At 61.2% G+C, this 20324-nt stretch carries 23 protein-coding genes and 3 tRNA genes; 10 read left to right on the plus strand and 16 right to left on the minus strand.

The window, feature by feature from the left end; translation table 11 throughout:
* The first annotated feature begins 8 nt into the window (after nt 1-8).
* Complete coding sequence (locus tag C2846_RS03685; RefSeq protein ID WP_080049502.1) at nt 9-710, plus strand: SIMPL domain-containing protein; 702 nt, start codon at nt 9-11, stop codon at nt 708-710.
* Here C2846_RS03685 and C2846_RS03690 read toward each other — a convergent pair.
* Together C2846_RS03690 and C2846_RS03695 are read right to left on the minus strand one after the other, a co-directional pair.
* Nucleotides 707-922 (minus strand): hypothetical protein, encoded by a 216-nt coding sequence (locus C2846_RS03690; RefSeq protein ID WP_080049501.1) that lies wholly within the window; start codon nt 920-922, stop codon nt 707-709. The two genes, C2846_RS03685 and C2846_RS03690, sit on opposite strands and share 4 nt — an antisense overlap.
* 91 nt (nt 923-1013) lie before the next feature.
* Nucleotides 1014-1697 carry an energy-coupling factor ABC transporter permease gene (locus C2846_RS03695; protein ID WP_080049500.1) on the minus strand — a complete coding sequence of 228 codons (684 nt, stop codon included), beginning with the start codon at nt 1695-1697 and terminating at the stop codon, nt 1014-1016.
* A gap of 198 nt (nt 1698-1895) precedes the next feature.
* Between C2846_RS03695 and C2846_RS03700 the strand changes: the two genes are divergently transcribed.
* The 3 genes from C2846_RS03700 to C2846_RS03710 all read left to right on the plus strand — a co-directional run bounded on the left by C2846_RS03700 (nt 1896) and on the right by C2846_RS03710 (nt 4793).
* The gene (locus C2846_RS03700) at nt 1896-2072 is read left to right on the plus strand and encodes a DUF3094 family protein (protein WP_080049499.1); all 177 of its coding nucleotides are present in this window, start codon (nt 1896-1898) and stop codon (nt 2070-2072) included.
* Nucleotides 2073-2136: 64 nt separating this feature from the next.
* Nucleotides 2137-3462, plus strand: coding sequence for an NAD(P)/FAD-dependent oxidoreductase (locus C2846_RS03705; protein ID WP_269434108.1), 1326 nt, complete (start codon nt 2137-2139; stop codon nt 3460-3462).
* 107 nt (nt 3463-3569) lie between these two features.
* Nucleotides 3570-4793 carry an MFS transporter gene (locus tag C2846_RS03710; RefSeq protein ID WP_119700717.1) on the plus strand — a complete coding sequence of 408 codons (1224 nt, stop codon included), beginning with the start codon at nt 3570-3572 and terminating at the stop codon, nt 4791-4793.
* Nucleotides 4794-4914: 121 nt separating this feature from the next.
* Here C2846_RS03710 and C2846_RS03715 read toward each other — a convergent pair.
* The 6 genes from C2846_RS03715 to C2846_RS03740 all read right to left on the minus strand — a co-directional run bounded on the left by C2846_RS03715 (nt 4915) and on the right by C2846_RS03740 (nt 8426).
* A tRNA-Lys gene (locus tag C2846_RS03715) sits at nt 4915-4990 on the minus strand.
* A 13-nt stretch (nt 4991-5003) separates the two neighbouring features.
* Nucleotides 5004-5080, minus strand: a tRNA-Pro gene (locus C2846_RS03720).
* A 13-nt stretch (nt 5081-5093) separates the two neighbouring features.
* A tRNA-Asn gene (locus C2846_RS03725) sits at nt 5094-5169 on the minus strand.
* Between the two features lie 180 nt (nt 5170-5349).
* Nucleotides 5350-6894 (minus strand): phosphoenolpyruvate carboxykinase, encoded by a 1545-nt coding sequence (locus C2846_RS03730; RefSeq protein ID WP_119700718.1) that lies wholly within the window; start codon nt 6892-6894, stop codon nt 5350-5352.
* 202 nt (nt 6895-7096) lie between these two features.
* A complete protein-coding gene (gene hslO / locus C2846_RS03735; protein ID WP_080049496.1) occupies nt 7097-7978 on the minus strand; it encodes an Hsp33 family molecular chaperone HslO in 882 nt (293 codons plus the stop codon).
* Between the two features lie 31 nt (nt 7979-8009).
* Complete coding sequence (locus tag C2846_RS03740; protein ID WP_080049495.1) at nt 8010-8426, minus strand: RNA-binding S4 domain-containing protein; 417 nt, start codon at nt 8424-8426, stop codon at nt 8010-8012.
* A gap of 183 nt (nt 8427-8609) precedes the next feature.
* On the opposite strand from C2846_RS03740, the gene rimB reads away from it, so the two are divergent.
* On the plus strand, nt 8610-9077 hold the full coding sequence (gene rimB, locus C2846_RS03745; protein ID WP_119700719.1) for a retropepsin-like aspartic endopeptidase RimB: 468 nt from the start codon (nt 8610-8612) through the stop codon (nt 9075-9077).
* 11 nt (nt 9078-9088) lie between these two features.
* Nucleotides 9089-9994 carry a 30S ribosomal protein S6--L-glutamate ligase gene (gene rimK / locus C2846_RS03750; protein WP_080049493.1) on the plus strand — a complete coding sequence of 302 codons (906 nt, stop codon included), beginning with the start codon at nt 9089-9091 and terminating at the stop codon, nt 9992-9994.
* Nucleotide 9995: 1 nt separating this feature from the next.
* Here rimK and yrfG read toward each other — a convergent pair whose 3' ends face one another.
* Entirely contained in the window at nt 9996-10670 is a 675-nt protein-coding gene (gene yrfG, locus C2846_RS03755; protein WP_119700720.1) for a GMP/IMP nucleotidase, read from the minus strand.
* Between the two features lie 70 nt (nt 10671-10740).
* Here yrfG and nudE point away from each other — a divergent pair, with 70 nt between their 5' ends.
* Nucleotides 10741-11307, plus strand: coding sequence for an ADP compounds hydrolase NudE (gene nudE / locus C2846_RS03760; protein WP_080049491.1), 567 nt, complete (start codon nt 10741-10743; stop codon nt 11305-11307).
* A 4-nt stretch (nt 11308-11311) separates the two neighbouring features.
* On the opposite strand, the gene C2846_RS03765 is transcribed toward nudE, so the two are convergent.
* On the minus strand, nt 11312-11761 hold the full coding sequence (locus C2846_RS03765; protein ID WP_080049490.1) for a thioesterase domain-containing protein: 450 nt from the start codon (nt 11759-11761) through the stop codon (nt 11312-11314).
* Between the two features lie 133 nt (nt 11762-11894).
* On the opposite strand from C2846_RS03765, the gene msrA reads away from it, so the two are divergent.
* Nucleotides 11895-12545, plus strand: coding sequence for a peptide-methionine (S)-S-oxide reductase MsrA (msrA, locus tag C2846_RS03770; RefSeq protein WP_177344566.1), 651 nt, complete (start codon nt 11895-11897; stop codon nt 12543-12545).
* Here msrA and C2846_RS03775 read toward each other — a convergent pair whose 3' ends face one another.
* A complete protein-coding gene (locus tag C2846_RS03775) occupies nt 12546-13991 on the minus strand; it encodes an HDOD domain-containing protein (protein ID WP_080051661.1) in 1446 nt (481 codons plus the stop codon).
* A gap of 285 nt (nt 13992-14276) precedes the next feature.
* Between C2846_RS03775 and C2846_RS03780 the strand changes: the two genes are divergently transcribed.
* Complete coding sequence (locus C2846_RS03780) at nt 14277-15137, plus strand: DMT family transporter (protein WP_080051660.1); 861 nt, start codon at nt 14277-14279, stop codon at nt 15135-15137.
* Nucleotides 15138-15155: 18 nt separating this feature from the next.
* Here the strand turns inward: C2846_RS03780 and C2846_RS03785 are convergent, their stop codons facing one another.
* Genes C2846_RS03785 through C2846_RS03795 form a run of 3 tightly spaced genes read right to left on the minus strand, consistent with a single transcriptional unit; the run spans nt 15156 to nt 16139 of the window.
* Nucleotides 15156-15434 (minus strand): hypothetical protein, encoded by a 279-nt coding sequence (locus C2846_RS03785; protein WP_119700721.1) that lies wholly within the window; start codon nt 15432-15434, stop codon nt 15156-15158.
* Nucleotides 15409-15846, minus strand: coding sequence for a hypothetical protein (locus C2846_RS03790; RefSeq protein ID WP_119700722.1), 438 nt, complete (start codon nt 15844-15846; stop codon nt 15409-15411). The genes C2846_RS03785 and C2846_RS03790 overlap by 26 nt, the downstream gene beginning before the upstream one ends.
* Nucleotides 15843-16139: a DUF883 C-terminal domain-containing protein gene (locus tag C2846_RS03795; RefSeq protein WP_095624883.1), complete on the minus strand. Its 297-nt coding sequence runs from the start codon at nt 16137-16139 to the stop codon at nt 15843-15845. The genes C2846_RS03790 and C2846_RS03795 overlap by 4 nt, the downstream gene beginning before the upstream one ends.
* 252 nt (nt 16140-16391) lie before the next feature.
* On the opposite strand from C2846_RS03795, the gene C2846_RS03800 reads away from it, so the two are divergent.
* Nucleotides 16392-17570 (plus strand): saccharopine dehydrogenase family protein, encoded by a 1179-nt coding sequence (locus C2846_RS03800; protein WP_080049485.1) that lies wholly within the window; start codon nt 16392-16394, stop codon nt 17568-17570.
* Between the two features lie 42 nt (nt 17571-17612).
* Here C2846_RS03800 and C2846_RS03805 read toward each other — a convergent pair whose 3' ends face one another.
* Nucleotides 17613-18455 (minus strand): 23S rRNA (adenine(2030)-N(6))-methyltransferase RlmJ, encoded by an 843-nt coding sequence (locus tag C2846_RS03805; RefSeq protein WP_080049484.1) that lies wholly within the window; start codon nt 18453-18455, stop codon nt 17613-17615.
* A 41-nt stretch (nt 18456-18496) separates the two neighbouring features.
* The gene (tfpB, locus tag C2846_RS03810) at nt 18497-20296 is read right to left on the minus strand and encodes a type IV pilus assembly ATPase TfpB (protein ID WP_119700723.1); all 1800 of its coding nucleotides are present in this window, start codon (nt 20294-20296) and stop codon (nt 18497-18499) included.
* Between the last annotated feature and the right edge of the window lie 28 nt (nt 20297-20324).

Below are 20324 nucleotides of genomic sequence, written 5' to 3' on the forward strand. Positions count from 1 at the left end.
GAGTTCCCATGCGTCAGCTTATTGCCCTACCCCTGCTATTAACCCTGACTCTGGCCGGCACTCATGCGCTGGCCGACAGCCCTCGCTATAACCAGGTCGCGCTACGGGCCGAGGTTCAGCAGTCGGTCAATCATGACACCTTGCGGGTCACTCTGTTCGCCGAAGACCAGGACAGCGACCCAGCCCGCCTGGCCAACCGCATCACCCAGAAGCTGAATCAGGGTCTGGACAACGCGCGCCAGGTAGAAGGCATCAGGGTCAGTAGCGGCAACCGCCGTAGCCAACCTGTCTACGACGAAAAACGCTCACGTATCGTAGCTTGGCGCGAGCGCGGCGAGATCATTCTGGAAGGCAGCGACTTCACCGCTCTGTCCAGCCTGACTGGCCGGCTGCTCAGCGACCTGAGCCTGGGCGACATGCAGTTCAGCCTGTCGCCCTCCAGCCGCCGGGCTACCGAGGATGAGCTGATTCGTGAAGCCATCGAGGCGTTCAAGGCCCGGGCCGAGATTGCCAGCCAGAGCCTGGGCGGTAACGGTTACAAGATCGTCAACCTGAACCTGAACACCCAGTTCATGCCGCCGATTCTACTGCGCAGCGCCCCGAAGATGGCCATGATGGCCGACGCGGAAATGGCCTCGCCAAGCGTGGAAGGCGGCCAGGCCGATGTTACCGTCAGTGCCGATGGGGTGATTGAGGTCAACCTGCCCTAGGGACGCATAAAGGCATAATCCTGATCCTCGTCGAGATTCTCGGCGAGGAACTGCAGTTCATGGGCGATATCCGCCAGACTGCGTTCGCGCTTGTAGATGGCGATCACCTCGTTCATCAACGCCCGGGCCAGATCCTGCTCACCGTAGCCGGCTTCCCGGGCCTGTTCGACACCTTGCTCAACAACCGTCTTGGCCAATGCATATACTGACATGCTGACTACCTCCATTGCTGGGTTTCAGATCATTACCAGACACACCGTCATTTCAGCACAATCATACAAACATTAATATTGACACATATCACTATTGATCACCTGAATCATAAGGCTCTTGCAAATAGCGATCACTGTCGAAGGTTTCCACCCATTGCGGGTAGAACACCACCAGCCCGGTGACGGCGGTACCGTTGATAAAGGCTTCGGGAAACATCACCAGCAACAGATAGCCGAAAAACTCCAGCGCCGTATCCGGCACGCTGAGCTGGCCGCCCCAGCTCAACAACCCCATGCCAACCAGCACCACCGCCGCGGCCGACAGTGCTGCGGCGAAAAAGCCGCTGATGAAGATATACAGGAACAAATTGGTCGGCCGAAAGCGCTCCAGGCCACGCAGGATCAATACCGTGACCAGCACTGGCAACAGGATTCGCAGCAGTCCATTGGCGCCCATCGCCGCCGCGTCATCCACGCCCAGAGCGATCAGCGCCAGCTGCGCCAGCGCACCGGCCAGAATTGCCAGTTGCCAGTCGAGCAGCAAGGTGACGGCGGTCAGGCCGATGAAATGAAAGGTCAGCCCACTATCGAACTCACGGCGTACCAGCCACAGCACGGCCAGCACAAACACGCTACCGTAGAACAGATGCTGACGCCGACTATCGGCCAGCAGCTCAACCCAGGACACCCGCGCCAGCGCCCACAACAGGGCAAGACCATAGAGCAACAGAGTGATGACGATCTGACTGGTGCTGAGCAGGTGGGCAGCGAGCATGACGAGTCCCGGTGGTGGTCAGAGCCTGATGATAACAGTCCAAACCCGGCCAATCAGCCACAGCCGACCAAGGACCCGCTCCCAAGTGAGTACTTTTGGCGGATGAAATCTTTGTCACAAGGGGCTACACTGCCGGCATAGTCAGTCCAAGCCTGTCCGCGCGGCCCCCAACTGCGCCAAGAACAAAAAGGTTATGCCATGCCCAGCCGTCTGTATCCCGAAGATCAAAAACGGGTCGATGAATACCTGAGCGCCCCGCATCACCAGGTTGAACGCAAGCCGTTCAATGTCTGGCTGCTGCTGGCCGTCATTCTCGGTGCGGTGGTCGCCATGGGCCTGCTCGCGCGTTACCTGTCCACTCTGGTTCTGGGGTGACCCCCGAGCCCGAGTCTGCTCGCTTCGACTGACGCCAGATTCACTCATTTCAAGAGTCTTGCACATGTCGAACGCACAAATGGATCAAGCCCTACCGCGTATATTGGTGGTCGGTGGCGGCGCCGGTGGTCTTGAACTGGCCACCCGGCTGGGACGCAAACTGGGGAAGAAAAAGCGCGCCAGGATCACCCTGGTCGACGCCAACATGACCCACATCTGGAAGCCGCTGCTGCATGAAGTCGCCGCCGGCTCGCTGAACTCCACCGAAGACGAACTCAATTATGTCGCCCAGGCCAAATGGAACCACTTCCATTTTCAGCTCGGGCGTATGTGCGGGCTGGACCGCGAACGCCGGGAAATCACCCTGGCGGCTATTGCCGACGACAAAGGTGACGAGCTGATCGCTCAACGCACGCTGGGTTACGACTATCTGGTGATCGCCGTCGGCAGTACCACTAACGACTTCAATACCCCCGGTGCGGCCGAGCACTGCCTGTTCCTCGATACCCGAGACCAGGCCGAGCGCTTTCACCGCCTACTGCTCAACCAGTACATGAAAGCCCAGGCTAATGAAGGACTGAGCACCACCAACGAGCCGATCAATCTGGCAATCATCGGCGCCGGAGCCACTGGCGTCGAGCTGGCCGCCGAACTGCACCATGCAGCTCGGCTGCTGCGCGCCTACGGCCTGGACCGGATTCGCCCGGAAGACCTCAACATCACCCTGATCGAGGCCAGCCAGCGGGTGCTGCCGGCCCTGCCGGAACGCATCAGTGGCCCGGTAACCAAAGTCCTCGGCGACCTGGGAGTCAAGCTGCTGACCGGCTCTCCGGTCAAGGAAGTGGCCGCCGACCATCTGCTGCTGGCCAACGGCGAACAGGTGCCGGCCTCGCTCAAGGTCTGGGCCGCCGGCATTCGCGCCCCGCAGTTTCTCGCCGGACTCGGACTGGAAACCAACCGGATCAATCAGTTGCTGGTGCAGCGCACCCTGCAGACCACCCTGGATGAGCGCATTTTCGCCTTTGGTGACTGCGCCGCCTGCCCCACCGACGAGGACGGCAAACTGGTGCCGCCGCGGGCTCAGGCCGCTCACCAGCAGGCCAGCCTGCTGGCTGCCAACCTGCGCCGACTGCTGGACGGCAAGCCCCTGCAGCAATATAGCTATCGCGACTACGGCTCACTGATCTCACTGTCGAGTTTCAGCGCGGTAGGCAACCTGATGGGGAACCTTACCGGCAGCGTGATGCTCGAAGGCAAGCTGGCGCGAATGTTCTACATTTCGCTCTACCGCCTGCACCAGATGGCGTTGTACGGCGTTGCCCGCACCCTGCTGCTGATGCTCAGCGACCGGATCGGGCGCAGTACCGAACCACGCCTCAAACTGCACTGAACCTGGAGGCCCGACCGGGCCGCCGCCAACCGCCGCTCAGCGCAGCGGCGGTCCACGCCAATAACAACTCAGCACCCGCTTGATCCACTCACTCACAAGGTTGAGTCATGCCCAGTCATGCCCAAACACCGCCCGCTCTTGCGCGCGGTACCGTTATTCTGATTCAGCTCGCCCTGGCGCTGGGCGGCTTCGCCATTGGTACTGGCGAATTCACCATCATGGGCCTGATGCCCACCATTGCCGAGGATCTGGGCATCAGCGAACCTCAGGTCGGCCATGTCATCAGCGCCTACGCTCTGGGCGTGGTGATCGGCGCTCCTGCTCTGGCCCTGCTCGGGGCCAGGCTGTTTCGCCGCCATCTGTTGCTGCTGTTGATGGGCTGCTTTGCGCTGGGCAACTTTGCCAGCGCATTGGCGGCGGACTACCCCAGTCTACTGCTGTTCCGCTTTCTGGCCGGGTTGCCGCACGGGGCCTACTTCGGTATCGCCATGCTGGTGGCCGCATCGCTGGCGCCGCCCAGCCAGCGAGCCAAGGCGGTCAGCCGGGTACTGGCTGGCCTGACTGTAGCCATTCTGATTGGCAACCCTCTGGCCACCTGGCTGGGGCAAACCCTGAGCTGGCGCCTGGCTTTCGTGCTGGTCGGCCTGATTGCCCTGATCACGGTGCTGATGGTGGCGCTGTTTCTGCCACTGGACCGCAACGAGCCACGCAACCACCCCAGCGAGGAGCTACGGGCCTTCAACCGGGCTCCGATCTGGCTGGCACTGGCGATTGGCGCCATCGGTTTCGCCGGCATGTTCTGCGTATTCAGCTATGTTGCTCCGACCCTGCTGGAGGTGACAGGCCTCAGCAAGGGCTGGATTCCGCTGGCCATGGCCGTATTCGGTGCCGGCTGCATCGTCGGCAACAACCTCGGCGGCCGGCTGTTCGACCGCCTGCGCTTTCGCGCGGTGGCCTGGATCCTGATCTGGAGCGCGCTGGTACTGCTGGTTTTTCCGCTGGCCGCACAGCAGCCCTGGAGCGCCCTGCTGGCGATCTTTGCAGTCGGCACCATGATCGCCCTGGGGCCGGCGCTGCAAACACACCTGATGGATATTGCCGAGGGCGCCCAGACTCTGGCCGCCGCCTCCAACCATGCCGCGTTCAACATCGCCAACGCCCTGGGTCCCTGGCTCGGCGGGCTGGCGATCAGTGCTGGCATGGGTTGGACCGTGACCGGTTATATCGGTGCGCTGACCGCTCTGGCCGGACTGGGACTGTTTCTGTGGGCCAGGCGAGTGCAGCATTTATCTAGCGGAGCCGACAGCGAGGACAGTATTCAGACAGCTTGAGCGGCTACAACCAAGATCGACCTGTTTGATCAACGCCCATGGATTCGCCGGCCCGAGTGGGCGATGCTTTCAAGTAAGGCAAACAGAGAAATGAAGAGAAAGAGAAAACAGGGGGAGAAAATGGTGGGTCGTGTAGGATTCGAACCTACGACCAATTGGTTAAAAGCCAACTGCTCTACCAACTGAGCTAACGACCCATATTCTGAAAAATGGTCGGGGTAGGGGGATTCGAACTCCCGACATCCTGCTCCCAAAGCAGGCGCGCTACCAGGCTGCGCTATACCCCGATATTCAGCAAGTTGGCTCCGCGACCTGGACTCGAACCAGGGACCCAATGATTAACAGTCATTTGCTCTACCGACTGAGCTATCGCGGAATTACCTTGAGAACCCTCAGAGGAGACTGCGGTTGGTGTCACATTCCCCCTGCTGAGGCGCGCCATTTTACCGTCCAGAGAGCGCCTGTCAACCCCAAAATTTCCGATCCGGCACAATGACTTGGCAAAAACGAAAAACCCGCACAAAGGCGGGTTTTTCTTTCCAGCCGAAGCGGCTGATTACAGCTGCGGACCAGCCTGAACGATGGCCTCGGACACCTCGAACTTCTTGAAGTTTTCGATGAACTTGGCGGCCAGCTCACGGGCGGCAGCGTCATAGGCCGCTGGATCGGACCAGGTATTGCGCGGATTCAGCAGTTGGGTGTCGACACCCGGGACCGCCTTGGGCACATCCAGGTTGATCAGCGGCAGGTGCTCGGTCTCGGTGCCGATCAGCGCACCCGACTGCACCGCAGCGATGATCGCCCGGGTAGTCGGAATGCTGAAGCGTTGGCCAGTGCCGTAGGGGCCGCCAGTCCAGCCAGTGTTGACCAGATAGACCTTGCTGCCGAAGGCGTTGATCCGCTTGATCAGCAGCTCGGCGTACTCGCCGGCAGGACGCGGGAAGAACGGTGCGCCGAAGCAGGTAGAGAAGGTCGACTTGATGCCGCCGCCAGAACCCATTTCGGTAGAGCCGACCAGTGCGGTGTAACCGGACAGGAAGTGATAGGCAGCCTGCTCGTTGTTGAGGATCGACACCGGCGGCAGCACCCCGGTCAGGTCGCAGGTCAGGAAAATGATCGCATTCGGCTCACCAGCACGGTTGGCGATCACTCGCTTCTCGACATGCTCCAGCGGATAGGCAACGCGGGTATTCTGGGTCAGGCTGACGTCGGCATAATCGGCAACACGGGTTTCCGGGTTGATGATCACGTTCTCGATGATCGAACCAAACTTGATCGCTTTCCAGATCACCGGCTCGTTCTTTTCCGACAGATCGATACACTTGGCGTAGCAGCCGCCTTCGATGTTGAACACACTGCCTTCGGCCCAGCCGTGTTCGTCATCGCCAATCAGGTTACGCGCCGGGTCGGCCGACAGGGTGGTCTTGCCGGTACCGGACAGACCGAAGAACAGGGTGGTATCACCGTCGTCACCAACGTTGGCGGCACAGTGCATCGGCAATACATCCTTGGCCGGCAACAGGAAGTTCTGTACCGAGAACATCGCCTTCTTCATTTCCCCGGCGTACTGCATGCCAGCCAGCAGCACCTTGCGCTGGGCGAAGTTGATGATCACGCAGCCATCGCTGTTGGTACCGTCACGCTCGGGCTCGCAAACGAAATGCGGGGCGTTGAGAATTTGCCAGTTGTCCTTGCCGGCCGGGTTGAACTGGGCCGGATTGATGAACAGAGTACGGCCGAACAGGTTGTGCCAGGCGGTCTCGGTGGTCATCACTACCGGCAGGTAGTGCTCCGGGTCGGCACCAACATGCACATGCGATACGAAGCTTTCGCTGCTCGACAGGTACTGCGCCACGCGAGCCCACAGTGCGTCGAACTTGTCGGCCGGGAACGGGCGGTTGATCGGTCCCCAGGCGATGGCGTTCTGGGTGCTCGGCTCTTCGACAATGAACCGATCCATCGGCGAGCGGCCGGTGCGGGCACCGGTCTTTACCACCAGGGCGCCGGTATCGGCCAACTGACCCTCATTGCGCTGGATCGCCAACTCGACCAGGTGAGCGATGCTCAGATCGGTATAAACGGTGTTGGTAGCTTGCGTCATCAAACATCATCCTCTTCGGCTTTGACCGAACTCTACTTCAAGACCGGTAGACGGCCTCAGCACGGGAGATCAAAGGTTTATACAGCTCACAAATCAGCGCTGGGTCAGCGCGCAGGCGCGCCATTATGCCAAAAAAAAGTCAAGTGCGCTAAGCCCAGCTCCAGACCGACATCAATCGGTCCAATAGAGGTTCGCTATCGCTCTAGTTCAGGCTCCGGGCGTGTTCTTCGCTATCGCTGAACAGCGCCTCCAGCTCAGCAGACCCGAACCGATAGCGGTTGTTACAGAACTGGCAGTCCACCTCAACACTACCGCCCTGCTCCTCAAGCAATTGAAAGGCGTCGTGGCGGCCCAGACTGACCAGTGCCTGCCCCGAGCGCTCGCTTGAGCAACTGCAGTGGAAACTCACCGGGCGGGTATCGAACAGCCGCAGATCCTCTTCGTGGAACAGCCGGTGCAGTAATACGGCATTGTCCAACGCCAGCAACTCTTCCGGGGTCAGGGTATCGGCCAGAACATTGAGGTGCTCCCAGGTCAGCGCCCGTTGCTCGGGGTCCTTCTGCCGGTCAGCCGGCAGGGCCTGAAGCAGGAAGCCGCGTGCCAGACGCCCATCAGCCAGCAACCGGAAACGGGTCGGCAACTGCTCGGAGTTCTCGAAATAGCTGTTCAGCGCCTCAGCCAGCGAGCCGCCTTCCAGAGACACGATCCCCTGATAGCGCTGGCCCTGTTCGGGGTCGATGGTAATCGCCAGTACACCGTCAGGCATCAGTTCAGCCAGGCAGTCACCTTCCAGATCATCGGCGTAACGCGCAATGCCGCGCACCTGCTGACTGCTCGAACATTCGACCATCAGAGTCGACAGCGGGCCATTGGAGCGTGCTTGCAACACCAGCAGGCCATCGAACTTGATGGTGGTCGACAGTAATACGGCAGCAGCCAGCATCTCGCCCAGCAGCGCTCGCACCGGCTCAGGGTAATCGTGCTTGGCCAGAATCTCCCGATAGCTTTGATCAAGCGCGGTCATCTCGCCGCGCACATCGGCATGTTCGAAGAGAAAGCGTTGGGTGGTATCCAGGGACTGCATCAAGAATCAGCTCATTGCGAAAAAGAAGCGATTATATCAAGCCATCGCCGTTGTCGGCATTGCGCTCGTCGCGAAAACGGTGAATCTGCCGCCGCTGTTTCTTGCTCGGACGCTGCTCGCTGATCATCAGCCCGGCGCCCATGGCCTTGCGCTGAGCAGCCGCCGCCTCGCGCAGGCGAATACTGTCGGCGGTTTCCTCGTACAGCAACTGGGCTTCGGGAGCCCCCCGACGCTGAACGCTGAGCGCCCGGACAATCACCGTTCGGTTGTCGAACCCCTGGCGAATCTGTAGCTGGTCGCCTACCCGTGGCTCTCTGGAAGGCTTGCAGCGCTCACCCCCACACTGCACCTTGCCACCCTCAATCGCGGCCTTGGCCAGCGCCCGGGTCTTGAAAAAACGCGCCGCCCAGAGCCACTTGTCCAGGCGAACCTTGTCATCCTCTGCCATAGTTGTCTCGCTGCTATCTCGCTAACAGGCTTCACACGAGTGTAACAGGGCCGCCGGCAGACTTGTCGAACGCTGCGTCTTGGCCCATGATGCGCGCCATTGGAGCGGGGTACCCGCACCCAGCCGCCGACAGGCGGTATTGCCGGCTGCCACCCAGGCTGTTTCGGCACAGGGAGACAGCCGATGAAAACCTTCGACCATCTGAATGTGATAGGCCTGCGTGAATGGATCGGGCTGCCGGGGCTGGGGATCGACCAGGTCATGGCCAAGGTCGACAGCGGAGCCAAAACCTCGGCTCTGCACGCCAGCGACATCGTGACGTTCGAGCGCGATGGTCAGCCCTGGGTGCACTTCAACGCCCACATCGGCAGCCGCAATAAGCAGCGCAAACAGTATTGTGAGGCGCAACTGGTGGATTTCAAGCGGGTCAAAAGCTCCAACGGTCAGCTTCAGGAGCGCCATGTGATCCGCACGCCACTGGTACTGGGTGATCGCTGCTGGTGGGTCGACTTCACCCTGACCTGCCGCAAAGCCATGCGTTACCGGGTTCTGCTCGGCTGTACCGCCATGCTCGATGGCCAACTGGTGATCAATCCCGGACTACGCTTTGTCCAGGATAAGCCGCAAACCTCATTGTTTATTGAAGGCTGAAGGACATTTCCATGAAAATCGCGGTGCTGTCGCGCAACCGTAATCTCTACTCCACCCGGCGGCTGGTCGAAGCCGGGCTGGCGCGCGGCCATGAAATGCAGGTGATCGACACCTTGCGGGCCTACATGAACATCACCAGTCACAAGCCCTCGATCCACTACAAGGGGCAGGAGCTGACCGGGTTCGACGCGGTGATTCCGCGCATTGGTGCCTCTATTACCTTCTACGGCGCCGCGGTACTGCGTCAGTTCGAGATGATGGGGGTGTTCCCGCTCAACGAATCGGTGGCGATCAGCCGCTCACGCGACAAATTGCGCTCGCTGCAACTGCTGGCCCGCAAGGGCGTTGGTCTGCCAGTTACCGGCTTCGCCCACTCACCCGATGACATCCCCGACCTGATCAGCATGGTCGGCGGCGCACCCCTGGTGATCAAGCTGCTCGAAGGTACCCAGGGGATTGGCGTGGTGCTGTGCGAGACCGAGCAGGCGGCCGAGTCGGTGCTTGAGGCCTTCATGGGCCTGAAGGCCAACATCATGGTCCAGGAATACATCAAGGAAGCCGGCGGCGCCGACATCCGCTGTTTCGTGGTCGGCGACAAGGTGATCGCGGCGATGAAACGTCAGGCCAAGGCCGGCGAATTCCGCTCCAACCTGCACCGCGGCGGCAGTGCCAGCCTGATCAAGATCACCCCGGAAGAACGCATGACCGCCGTGCGTGCGGCCAAGGTCATGGGTTTGAGTGTGGCCGGGGTCGACATTCTGCGTTCCAACCATGGCCCGGTGGTCATGGAGGTCAACTCTTCACCCGGCCTGGAAGGCATCGAAACCACCACCGGCAAGGATATCGCCGGACTGATCATCCAGTACATCGAAAAGAACGCCCGGCCGAATCAGACCCGCACCCGGGGCAAGGGCTAACTCAGGCGTCGGGTGTGCTCAACAGCGGCCCCGCCAACTGGGCATACTCCTCTACCGCATCAAACTCCTCGGTATCACGCAGTGCGCCCCGGCTGTCCGGCTGGCGCACCGCCAGCAGCTGCGCGATGCCGTACTCACGCGCCGCACGCAGGATCGGCAGGCTGTCATCGATAAACAGGGTGCGCTCGGGATCGAATGGGACTTCATGTTGCAACGCCTGCCAGAAGGCCTGGGCCTCTTTGGGAAAGCCGAAGTCGTGGGAGCTGATCAGACGCTGGAAATAGGTCATCAGTTCGACCCGTTCCATTTTCAGTGACAACGATTCGCGGTGCGCATTGGTAATCAGGATCACCTGCTTGCCGGCTCGCTGCAGGGCCTGCAAAAACAGATCGGCATCCGGACGCAAACTGATCAGGTGCGCCACTTCACGCTTGAGCGCGGTGATTGGCAAGCTCAGTTCACGACTCCAGAAATCCAGACAGTACCAGTCCAGTTGCCCCTGCTTGGCCTGCATCAGGGGATAGATCTCGGCCTTGGCCCAGGCCAACGACTGACCATGATGGTCGGCGTAACGCTGCGGCAGGTACTCGAGCCAGAAGTGGTTGTCGAAGTGCAGATCGAGCAGGGTACCGTCCATATCCAGCAATACGGTGTCAATGGTGTTCCAATTAAGCATGAGCGGTTGGGTTTGCCGTGAATGAGCGGCTATGATACGTGAGCCTGCCGCCGACCACCACGGAGCCCTTATGCCGCAGAAGCCCGAAACACTGGAAGCCAAGATCGTCGCCAAAAGCCGCCTGTTCACCGTGGAGCAGGTCCAGTTGCGCTTCAGCAATGGCGTCGAACGCACTTATGAGCGGCTGGTGAACAAAGGTCAGGGCTATGGTGCGGTGATGGTAGTGGCACTCAAGGATCCGCGTACTGCGTTGTTGATCGAAGAGTATTGCGGCGGCACCGATGACTACCAACTGTCGCTACCCAAAGGACTGGTCGAGCCCGGTGAGGACGTACTGGATGCGGCCAACCGGGAACTGATGGAAGAAGCTGGATACGGCGCCGAGCGCCTGGAATACCTCACCCACCTGTCACTCTCACCCGGCTATATGAGTCAGCGAATTGCCGTGGTGCTGGCCCGTGACCTGTACGAAAAGCGCCTGCCCGGCGATGAGCCCGAGCCGATTCGGGTCGACAGCGTCGATCTATACGCTCTGGCGGAATTGACCGAGCGCGACACCTTCAGCGAGGGCCGCGCCCTGGCCGCTCTCTACTTGGTCCGCGACTTGCTGGAGCAACGTGGCGAACTGAGTCGTTGAGGTTCTAGCGCTGCAATACGAACTGGCCACTGAAACGCAGCGCATCTCCACCCTCCCCCAGCACTCGGGCATCCAGACTGATGCGGGCCCGGCCCCGGCGCTGATACATTGCCACGAAGCGCTCCCAGGCTTCGACTGGCGGTGGCGCACAAACCGCCACCAACTCACCTTCAACCGGCGCCTGGTATTTGACCTGGGCCTCATGGATCACCACATGGCCGTCATCAATACCGGCTTCGCGCAGGGCCAGATGCAACCAGCCCCAGCCCGCGACCAGCGCCATGCAGTACAAGCTGCCGCCAAACGCCGTACCCTTGTGATTGGCATTGGGCGCCAGCGGCGCCTTGAGCGTCAACGTGCCGGCCTGATAGCTCACCACTTCGAGCCCCAGGGCACGGGTCAGAGGGATTTCGTCATGCAACAACGGCTGCAGCGGATGAACAGTATCAGACATAAGACAACCTCCTCACAGCGAGACAAGGCTCTGACGTCATCATACCTTGCAACGGTCACGTCGGGTCCCAGGCTGGACAGCCCAATACCCCAGGCGCATCATGACTCCGGAACATTGACTACAGGGGATCAGCATCATGTTTCACCGGCAAATACCGGAACACAAACTGCGCATGCCCAGTGAAGAGGAGGCATTGCCGGGACGCAATCAGCCAATCCCGACCAGTGACACCCATACGGTTCTCGGCACACAGCTCAAGCCGCCGTTTCCCGAAGGGTTACAGCAGATCATTGTCGGCATGGGTTGCTTCTGGGGCGCCGAACGTCGCTTCTGGCAATTACACGGGGTTTACACCACCGCCGTTGGCTATTGCGCTGGACTGACGCCCAACCCAACCTACGAGGAAGTCTGCTCGGGTCTGACCGGACACAATGAAGTGGTTTTGGTGGTGTTCGACCCGGAGCAGTTGAGTCTGGATGAGCTGCTGAAGGTGTTCTGGGAATCCCACGACCCGACCCAAGGCATGCGCCAGGGCAACGATATCGGCACCCAGTACCGCTCCGGCATTTACGTCTTCAACCCCTATCAACGTGCTGTAGCCGAGGCCAGCAAGGCCCGCTTTGCTGATGCACTGGGCCAGGCTGGCAAAGGCCCGGTCACCACCGAGATACTGCCAGCCACTACTTTTTATTATGCCGAGGACTACCATCAGCAGTACCTGGACAAGAACCCCGGCGGCTACTGTGGCCTGGGTGGCACCGGGGTCTGCCTGCCGCCGGGCTGATCAGCCGCGCCGCCCCAGGGCCTGAAGACAGTGCCCGGTCAGCTCGGTAAAGCGCTTGAACGCTGCGAACTGGGCTTCACTGGGCTCGCGGCCAGATACCCGCATATCGGCATACAGCACCCCGATCTCACGGTTACCGGCCAGGATAGGGGCGATAAAGAACATGCCGTCGCCAAAATATTCGCGGATCCGCTGGTCACTCAGATCCTCAAGGCTGCAGGTGGCAGGAGTACCCATCCACAGCACTTCACGCTGACGCAGGGCATAGCCAAAAATATGCTCATGCGCTCGACTGCACGACAGATCAAAGCCGCTCAACCAGGCTTGAGTTCCCTTGCCGACCACCCGTTTGGCCTTGAACCGACTCTGGTTGTCAGCCAACACCGCCAGCATCACCCGTTCCAGCCCGGCACCCAGATGCAGCCCGTTCATCAGCGTCGACAAAATAGCTTCGACATTGATCGGGCTTTTGACCATCAGCGCCATGTTTTGCATCGACAGTTTGAGCAGATCGACATTGCCCTGTAGCAGCGGCTCGCTGATGGTCGCCCTGGCGGCCACGCCCACCGCCTCCTGCTCAAGCAAGCCGGCCAGATCCAGCGGCACACCCTCGGTACTGGGAATCAAGGCCTGCAGTTCATGGGCTCCGCAACCGGCGGCGATGTCCGCCGCTTCGTGGGCACTGGCCAGCACCTGCTGCAGAGCTTCGTCCGGACTGCTGCCAATCAGTCCGGCCAATGGCTTGATCAATGCCTGAAAACCTTCCGAGTGCCAGCCGCCCTGCGCTTGCTCGGCCACCCGACTACCCATGGCCAGGGCCCGCGCCGCTGGAGTTCGGGCGTCACGGCCGGACTGGATCAGATGACCAATATCACCCAGATTCCAGCTGCGCAGCAGACCCTGGGTCAACTGCTCAAAGCTGAAGCCCAATACCCGGCGCACCGCCTTGTCGCGATCAATATCCGGCACGGCCAGAGCTTCGGCCAACTGCTCAGCCGATTCGCCAGCCAGGCTCCAGAACGCCAACTCACCCAGATGCTGCAACAAGCCGGCGATGAAGACTTCCTCCTTGTGCGCCAGCGCTACGTACTGGGCCAGATTGCGGGCCTGCACCGCGCCATGGAAGGAGCGCGCCAGCAGGCTCTGAAGTTGCTGACTGGCAGCCCCCTTGCCCAAGGTGTCGAGCAAGCTGATCGACAAGCCGATCATCCGCACCTGCTCGAACCCGAGCACCACCACCGCCCGGGAAATGGTCCGTACAACTTCGCGTCCCGGATTACAGTACACACTGTTGCTGACCCGCAGGACCTTGGAGGTCAATGCTGCATCACGCAACAGGATATCCGCCAACTGTTTGACCGATGCGTTCTCCTGCTGGGAAACCCGCAGCAGATCATGTACCACCACTGCCATGGCTGGCAGTTCCGCCTCACTAAAACGCTCCATCCACTGGTGCAGGCCCTTGATTTCGTCAGTCAATCGACCACCTCTGGATGCCCATACGCTTATTGTCTGAAATCAATATAACATCAGAAACCAGCTGCCACTGAGAGCCAGTCAGCAACTCCCGAACATAGCCATGGACCTGCAGAGCCGCTAGACTTGCCGGTTCGGCGTTTGATTGGCAGCCGCCGGCCTGGCAGACGACCACCGTACACCATCGCTCGCCTACCGCCCACACGCGACACTCGCCGTCTGATCACCCGCAGCAAGGATGTAACCATGCCCCAGATGACCCACGGCCGTGCGCTGCTCAGCATGCACGTTGCAGCCCTGATGTTCGGCCTGACCGGGATTTTCGGCAAACTGACCCAGGCCGGACCGCAGGCCATCGTGCTTGGCCGCGCCCTGTTCGCAGTGCTGGCCCTGCTGCTGTTTGCCCGGCTGCTACGGTTGCCGATCGTGCGCGGCATCAATCCCCGACGTTTTCTGCAACTGGCGCTGTGCGGGGTATTGCTCGGGATTCACTGGCTAACCTTTTTTCATGCGGTCAAGATCGCTGGCGTCGGCATCGCCACCCTGGGCTTTGCCAGCTTCCCGGCCTTTGTGGTGATCCTTGAGGCAATATTCTGGCGTGAACACCCCAGCCGCCTGGAGCTATTCAAGGTGGCACTGGTGTGCTGCGGCCTGATTCTGGTCACGCCCAGCTTCACCCTTGGTGATCAGGCCACCACCGGGCTGCTCTGGGCCGTGCTGTCGGGGTTCTGCTTCGCCGCCGTGTCGGTCGGTAACCGACTGACCGCCGGCAAGCTGCATGCCGTGCAGGTCGCGGGCTGGCAAAATCTGGTCATTCTGCTGTGTCTGCTGCCGCTGGCCAGTGTCGAACTGATCAGCATGCCGGCGCTGGACTGGTTGTGGGTCGCGCTGCTGGGGCTGCTGTGCACCGGCCTGGCACACGGCCTGTTCGTCGCCAGCCTCAGTGTCCTCAAGGCCCGCGTCGCCTCACTGTTCTTTGCGCTGGAACCGGTCTACGGCATTCTGTTCGCCTGGATGCTGTTCGCCGAACAGCCAACCCTGCGCATGTTGCTGGGTGGCGTGCTGATCATCAGCGCCCTGATCCTGGGGCGTCGGGCACCCGAACAGCCAGCCTGAACCAGACTGCCGAGCGCTTCACTCGCGCAGTCGCAAGCCCAGTACCGGCACCAGTAGCCCGCCCAGGCGCCAAAGCCGCCGGCCGCCGAGATAGGCTCGATAGACACCAACCTGACTGGCCTGGGCCAAGCGCCCGACCAGCCAGCCCGTCAGCACCGCGGCGCCCAGACGAACTGGCACAGGCACCCGCTCCAGCGCCGCCAGGCGCTGGCGTGATGCCAGCAACAGCCGGCCACGGCATTGCGCCAGTTCCTGTTCAAGGCCTTGCAGCTCAATGGTCAGTTGCTTGCGGGACATGCCGGGCACCCTCCAGAAAGGCCTGCACATGGCGACGGGTAGCCGGCAGGCGCAAATGCCGCCGATAGCTCTGCGCCACCCCCAGCAAAGCCAGGATGCACAGCAACTGCAGAGCAATAAAACCGGTAATGGCCCAAGGCATCGAAGCGCTGTAGTGGTAAACCAGCCAGCCGAACAATACCGACAGCCCCAGCCAACTCATCAGCAGCAGCGGCAGCAGCGCCAGGGCAATCAGCAACAGCCGGCGGGCATCGGCCAGCGCCAGCCGCAGTTCGGCCTGAAACAACCTTCCCAGAGTGTCACCGGCTGCCAATGCCTGCCGTGCCCAGTCGAGCCAGGCCTGCAGCTCGTTCGCATCAGCCAGGCCGGCAGCATTGCCGGCCGGCTCCTGTACCGGGTCTTGAGCACTCATCGACGGGAAAACAGCTGGGAAAAGATAAACCCGGCAATAAAGGCGATACCCACACTCGCCAGGGGTTTTTCCTGCAAATAACGACTGGCTTCCTGGCCAAGCTCTTCAGCTTTGTGCTTGCCCTTGAGCAATTGCTCGGTGGCTTCCTGCTTCAGGTCCAGTCCGGCTGCTTCGGCAGCGCGGGTAAAATGCTCCTTGGCTTCCATCAAATCCCGATAGGCCGCCATCAAAGCCTCCTTGCTGGCCTCCAGTTCCTGCTCCTTGCCGTTCGCTTCTTTCTTTGCATCAGCCATGGGGTCCTCCTTTGCGGGGCTGTCCGTGTCTGTTTCAGACTAATACAGACTCTGGACTGTCGCCATTGCACATCAGTTCCCTAGCGCCGACTGCCGGTATGCAAGCCGGTTATGCCAGCGCATTCGCCGTGGCGAAACCCGCACCAGATACTTCTCTGCCACGCCCAAATCATCCACTCTTGGGTATTCATACACGGTTGGCCCGACTGTGCCAGACTGTGACAACTGCTCCATTCGTCGAGGATCTCCCAGATGCAAAGCACTCGTGAATTCGATGTCATCGTCTATGGCGCCAGCGGTTATACCGGCCGTCTGGTAGCCGAATACCTGAGTCAGGAATATGCCGGCGACAGCCAGCTACGCTGGGCCATGGCCGGACGCAACCTGGACAAGCTCGCCGCCGTGCGTGACGAAATCGCCGCACCCGCAGACATCCCTCTGATCCAGGCCGACACCAGCGACCCGGCCAGCCTCAAAGCCATGGTCAGCCGTACCCGGGTAGTGCTGACCACGGTTGGCCCCTATCAGCTCTACGGCTCGGAGCTGGTCGCCGCCTGCGCCGCCCAGGGTACTGACTACGTCGACCTGTGCGGCGAGCCGGCCTGGATGCGCCAGATGATCGACGCCCATGAAGCCACCGCCCGGCAATCCGGGGCACGCATCGTTTTTTCCTGCGGTTTCGACTCAATTCCCTTCGACCTGGGGGTCTGGTTCCTGCAGCAGCATGCGCGCCAGCAGCTCGGCGCACCGCTGCCGCGGATCAAGGGCCGGGTACGCAAGATGAAAGGCACCTTTTCCGGCGGCACCGCCGCCAGCCTCAAGGCAACCCTGGTTGCCGCCAAGGAAAACCCCGAGGTCCGCGCCCTGCTGACCAACCCCTTCGCCCTGGCTCCCGGCTTCAGTGGCCCGGCCCAGCCACCAGCAAGCCAGCCGGAATATGATGAAACGCTGGGCAGTTGGGCTGCGCCCTTTGTCATGGCGGCGATCAATACTCGCAATGTGCACCGCTCCAACTTTCTGCTCAAGCATGCCTACGGCCAGGACTTCGTCTACGACGAAATGATCCTCACTGGCCCAGGCGAGCAGGGACAGAAAATTGCCGAGGCTGTTGCTGGCGACCGCTCGCTGGCCAGCGACAAGGCTCCCAAGCCCGGCGAAGGGCCGAGCAAGGAAGAGCGTGAAAATGGCTTCTACGATGTACTGTTCATCGGCGAAAGCGCCGACGGGCGCACGCTCAAGGCCAGCGTCAGCGGCCAGCGTGACCCAGGCTATGGTTCAACCTCACGGATGATTGCCGAAAGCGCGTTGTGCCTGGTGCGCGATGCCCTAGACACGCCCGGCGGGATCTGGACCACCGCCCCGGCGTTGGGCGACAAATTGATCAAGCGTCTGCAGGAACATGCCGGGCTGAAGTTCCAGTTGGAGAGCTGAAGGCCCCCTGAAAACGCCGGCGCGGGCTGGTACGGTGAACCGTCAGGGTTCGCCGGCCAGCCAGTCCATCCGCCAACTACCGGGACCGGACTGCGCCAGTGTCTCGCTCAGCCACGGCAACACCTGCTCCAGTTCTTCCCACAGCGGCCAGGGCGGGTTGACCAGCATCAGCCCCGAACCATTGAGCCCCAGACTGGTGTCGGTCGGCCGCACACTCAGTTCCACCCGCAACACCTTGGGCAAACCAGCCTCGGCCATATGCTGGTAGAACGCCTTGAGCTGACGTTCATCCTTGATCGGATACCACAAGGCGACCACGGTCTGACGCATGCGCTGGATGCCGGTCTGAATAGCCTGAACGCAGCGCTGCAGGTCATCACCTTTCTCGAAGGGCGGGTCGAGCAGCCACAGCGCCCGCTTTTCCGCCACCGGCAGGAAAGCCTTGGGCAGTTCATAGCCGTCACGCTGATGCACGGCGATGTGCGCTTGAGCGGCAAAATGCTGTTTCAGGGTCGCGGCATCTTCGGGATGCAGTTCACTGAGGATCATCCGATCCTGCTCGCGCAGATGATCGGCCAGCAGTTGCGGTGAGCCCGGATACAGGCGCAGTTGACCATCGGGGTTATGTCGAGCCACTGCCTCGCGGTAGCCGGCCAGCAGGGCCGGCAAGTCTTCACGCGACCACAACCGGCCAATCCCGTCCCGATACTCGCCGGTCTTACCGGCCTGCTCGCCGCTCAGGTCATACAGCGCGGTGCCAGCATGGCTGTCCAGATAACACAGTGGCGCCTCCTTGCGCTGCAACAGTTGCAGCATGCGCAGCAGGATGGCGTGCTTGAGGACATCGGCATGGTTGCCGGCGTGATAGCTGTGACGGTAGTTCATAGCAGGCTCCGGTTGATCGGCGCCATTCTACCCGAACCCCTCTAACGTTGCTGGCTGGTCGGCGTCACCCGTAACACCTCCTCAATGGTGGTCAACCCGGCGGCAACCTTCTGCGCACCGGACAAGCGCAGGCTGTGCATCCCTTCCTTGTAGGACTGACGACGCAGCGCACTAAGATCGGTGTCGGTCTGGATCAGCGCCCGCAGGCCATCACTCAGCGGCATCAGCTCGTACACCCCGGCGCGCCCGCGGTAGCCGGTTTCCCGGCATTGCGGACAACCTACCGGCTTGTGTGCCTGGCTTGGCAATGGTGCATTCCAGGGCTTGGTCAGCTCACTCCAGGCATCGGCGTCGACCTCGGTCGGAGCCTTGCAATGCGGGCACAGGGTGCGCACCAGGCGCTGGGCCATGACCCCGAGGATAGTGGCGCGCAACAGGTAGGCTGGCACCCCCAGCTCGATCAGTCGACTGATCGCGCTGGGCGCATCGTTGGTATGCAGGGTCGACAGCACCAGATGACCGGTCAGCGCCGCCTGAATCGCCATCTCGGCGGTTTCCAGATCGCGGATCTCGCCGATCATGATGATGTCCGGGTCCTGCCGCATCAGGGCCCGGACCCCGCTGGCGAAGGTCAGCTCGATATTGTGCTGGACCTGCATCTGGTTGAAGCTGTCCTCAACCATCTCGATCGGATCTTCGATGGTGCAGACGTTGACCTCAGGGATCGCCAGTTGCTTGAGCGTGGTATACAGGGTGGTGGTCTTGCCCGACCCGGTCGGACCGGTGACCAGCACAATACCGTTGGGCTGGGTCACCATGCCCTGCCAACGGCGCTGATCTTCCGCCGAGAAGCCAAGCTGATCGAAGCTGCGCAGCAGTACATCGGGGTCGAAGATCCGCATCACCATCTTCTCGCCGAAGGCGGTCGGCAGGGTCGACAAGCGCAGTTCGATCTCGTTGCCCTGGGGCGACTTGGTCTTGACCCGACCATCCTGCGGCTTGCGCTTCTCGGCCACATTCATCCGGCCCAGGGTTTTCAGCCGGCTGACCACCGCCACCGCGACCTGCAACGGGAACTGATAGACCGTGTGCAATACCCCGTCGATGCGCAGCCGGACGCTACCGGTATCGCGCCGCGGCTCGATGTGGATATCGCTGGCACGCTGCTCGAAGGCGTACTGAAACAGCCAGTCAACAATATTTACTACGTGAGCGTCGTTGGCGTCCGGTTCCTGGCTCATGCTGCCCAGGTTCAAAAGCTGCTCGAAGTTGCCGACCGCGCTGAGCTTTTGATCGCTGGCATTGGCACCGCTAACCGAGCGCGCCAGCCGGTAGAATTCGACCGAATAGCGCTGGATATCCGCTGGGCTGGCCACCACACGGCGAATCTCGCGCTTGAGCACATGGTGCAGGTTCGGCTCCCAACTGGTGACAAACGGCTGGGCGCTGGCGATGGTGACTTCGCGTTCGTTGACCTCGACAGCCAGAATCTTGTGCCGCTGGGCAAAGGCGAAGGACATCAGCGGGGTGATAGCCGCGACGTTGATTTTCAGCGGGTCGATCCGATAGAACGGCTGGCCGGCTTCCTCGGCCAGCCAGCGGCTCAGGGTTTCCAGATCCAGCGTCCGATCCGGCCGAGCCAGATCAGCCGGATTCTGGCTGGCAATGAACTCCAGCGGATGCAGTTTGGCAGTATCGCCGGTGGCCGAGCGGCGCAGCGCGCTGAGCTGCTCGGCACTTTCAAGATCCAGCCGGCCCTGGGCCACCAGCAATTTGAGGATATCGGCCAGATCCAGTGGCCGCTCCTGGCCAGGCAGGTACAGGTCAGCCAGACTGTTCATGCACACCCCTTATCCTTATGTTCCAGAT

Origin of the sequence: Pseudomonas jilinensis, from assembly GCF_003586265.1 — a bacterium.
In the GTDB taxonomy this organism is placed as follows: domain Bacteria; phylum Pseudomonadota; class Gammaproteobacteria; order Pseudomonadales; family Pseudomonadaceae; genus Halopseudomonas; species Halopseudomonas phragmitis.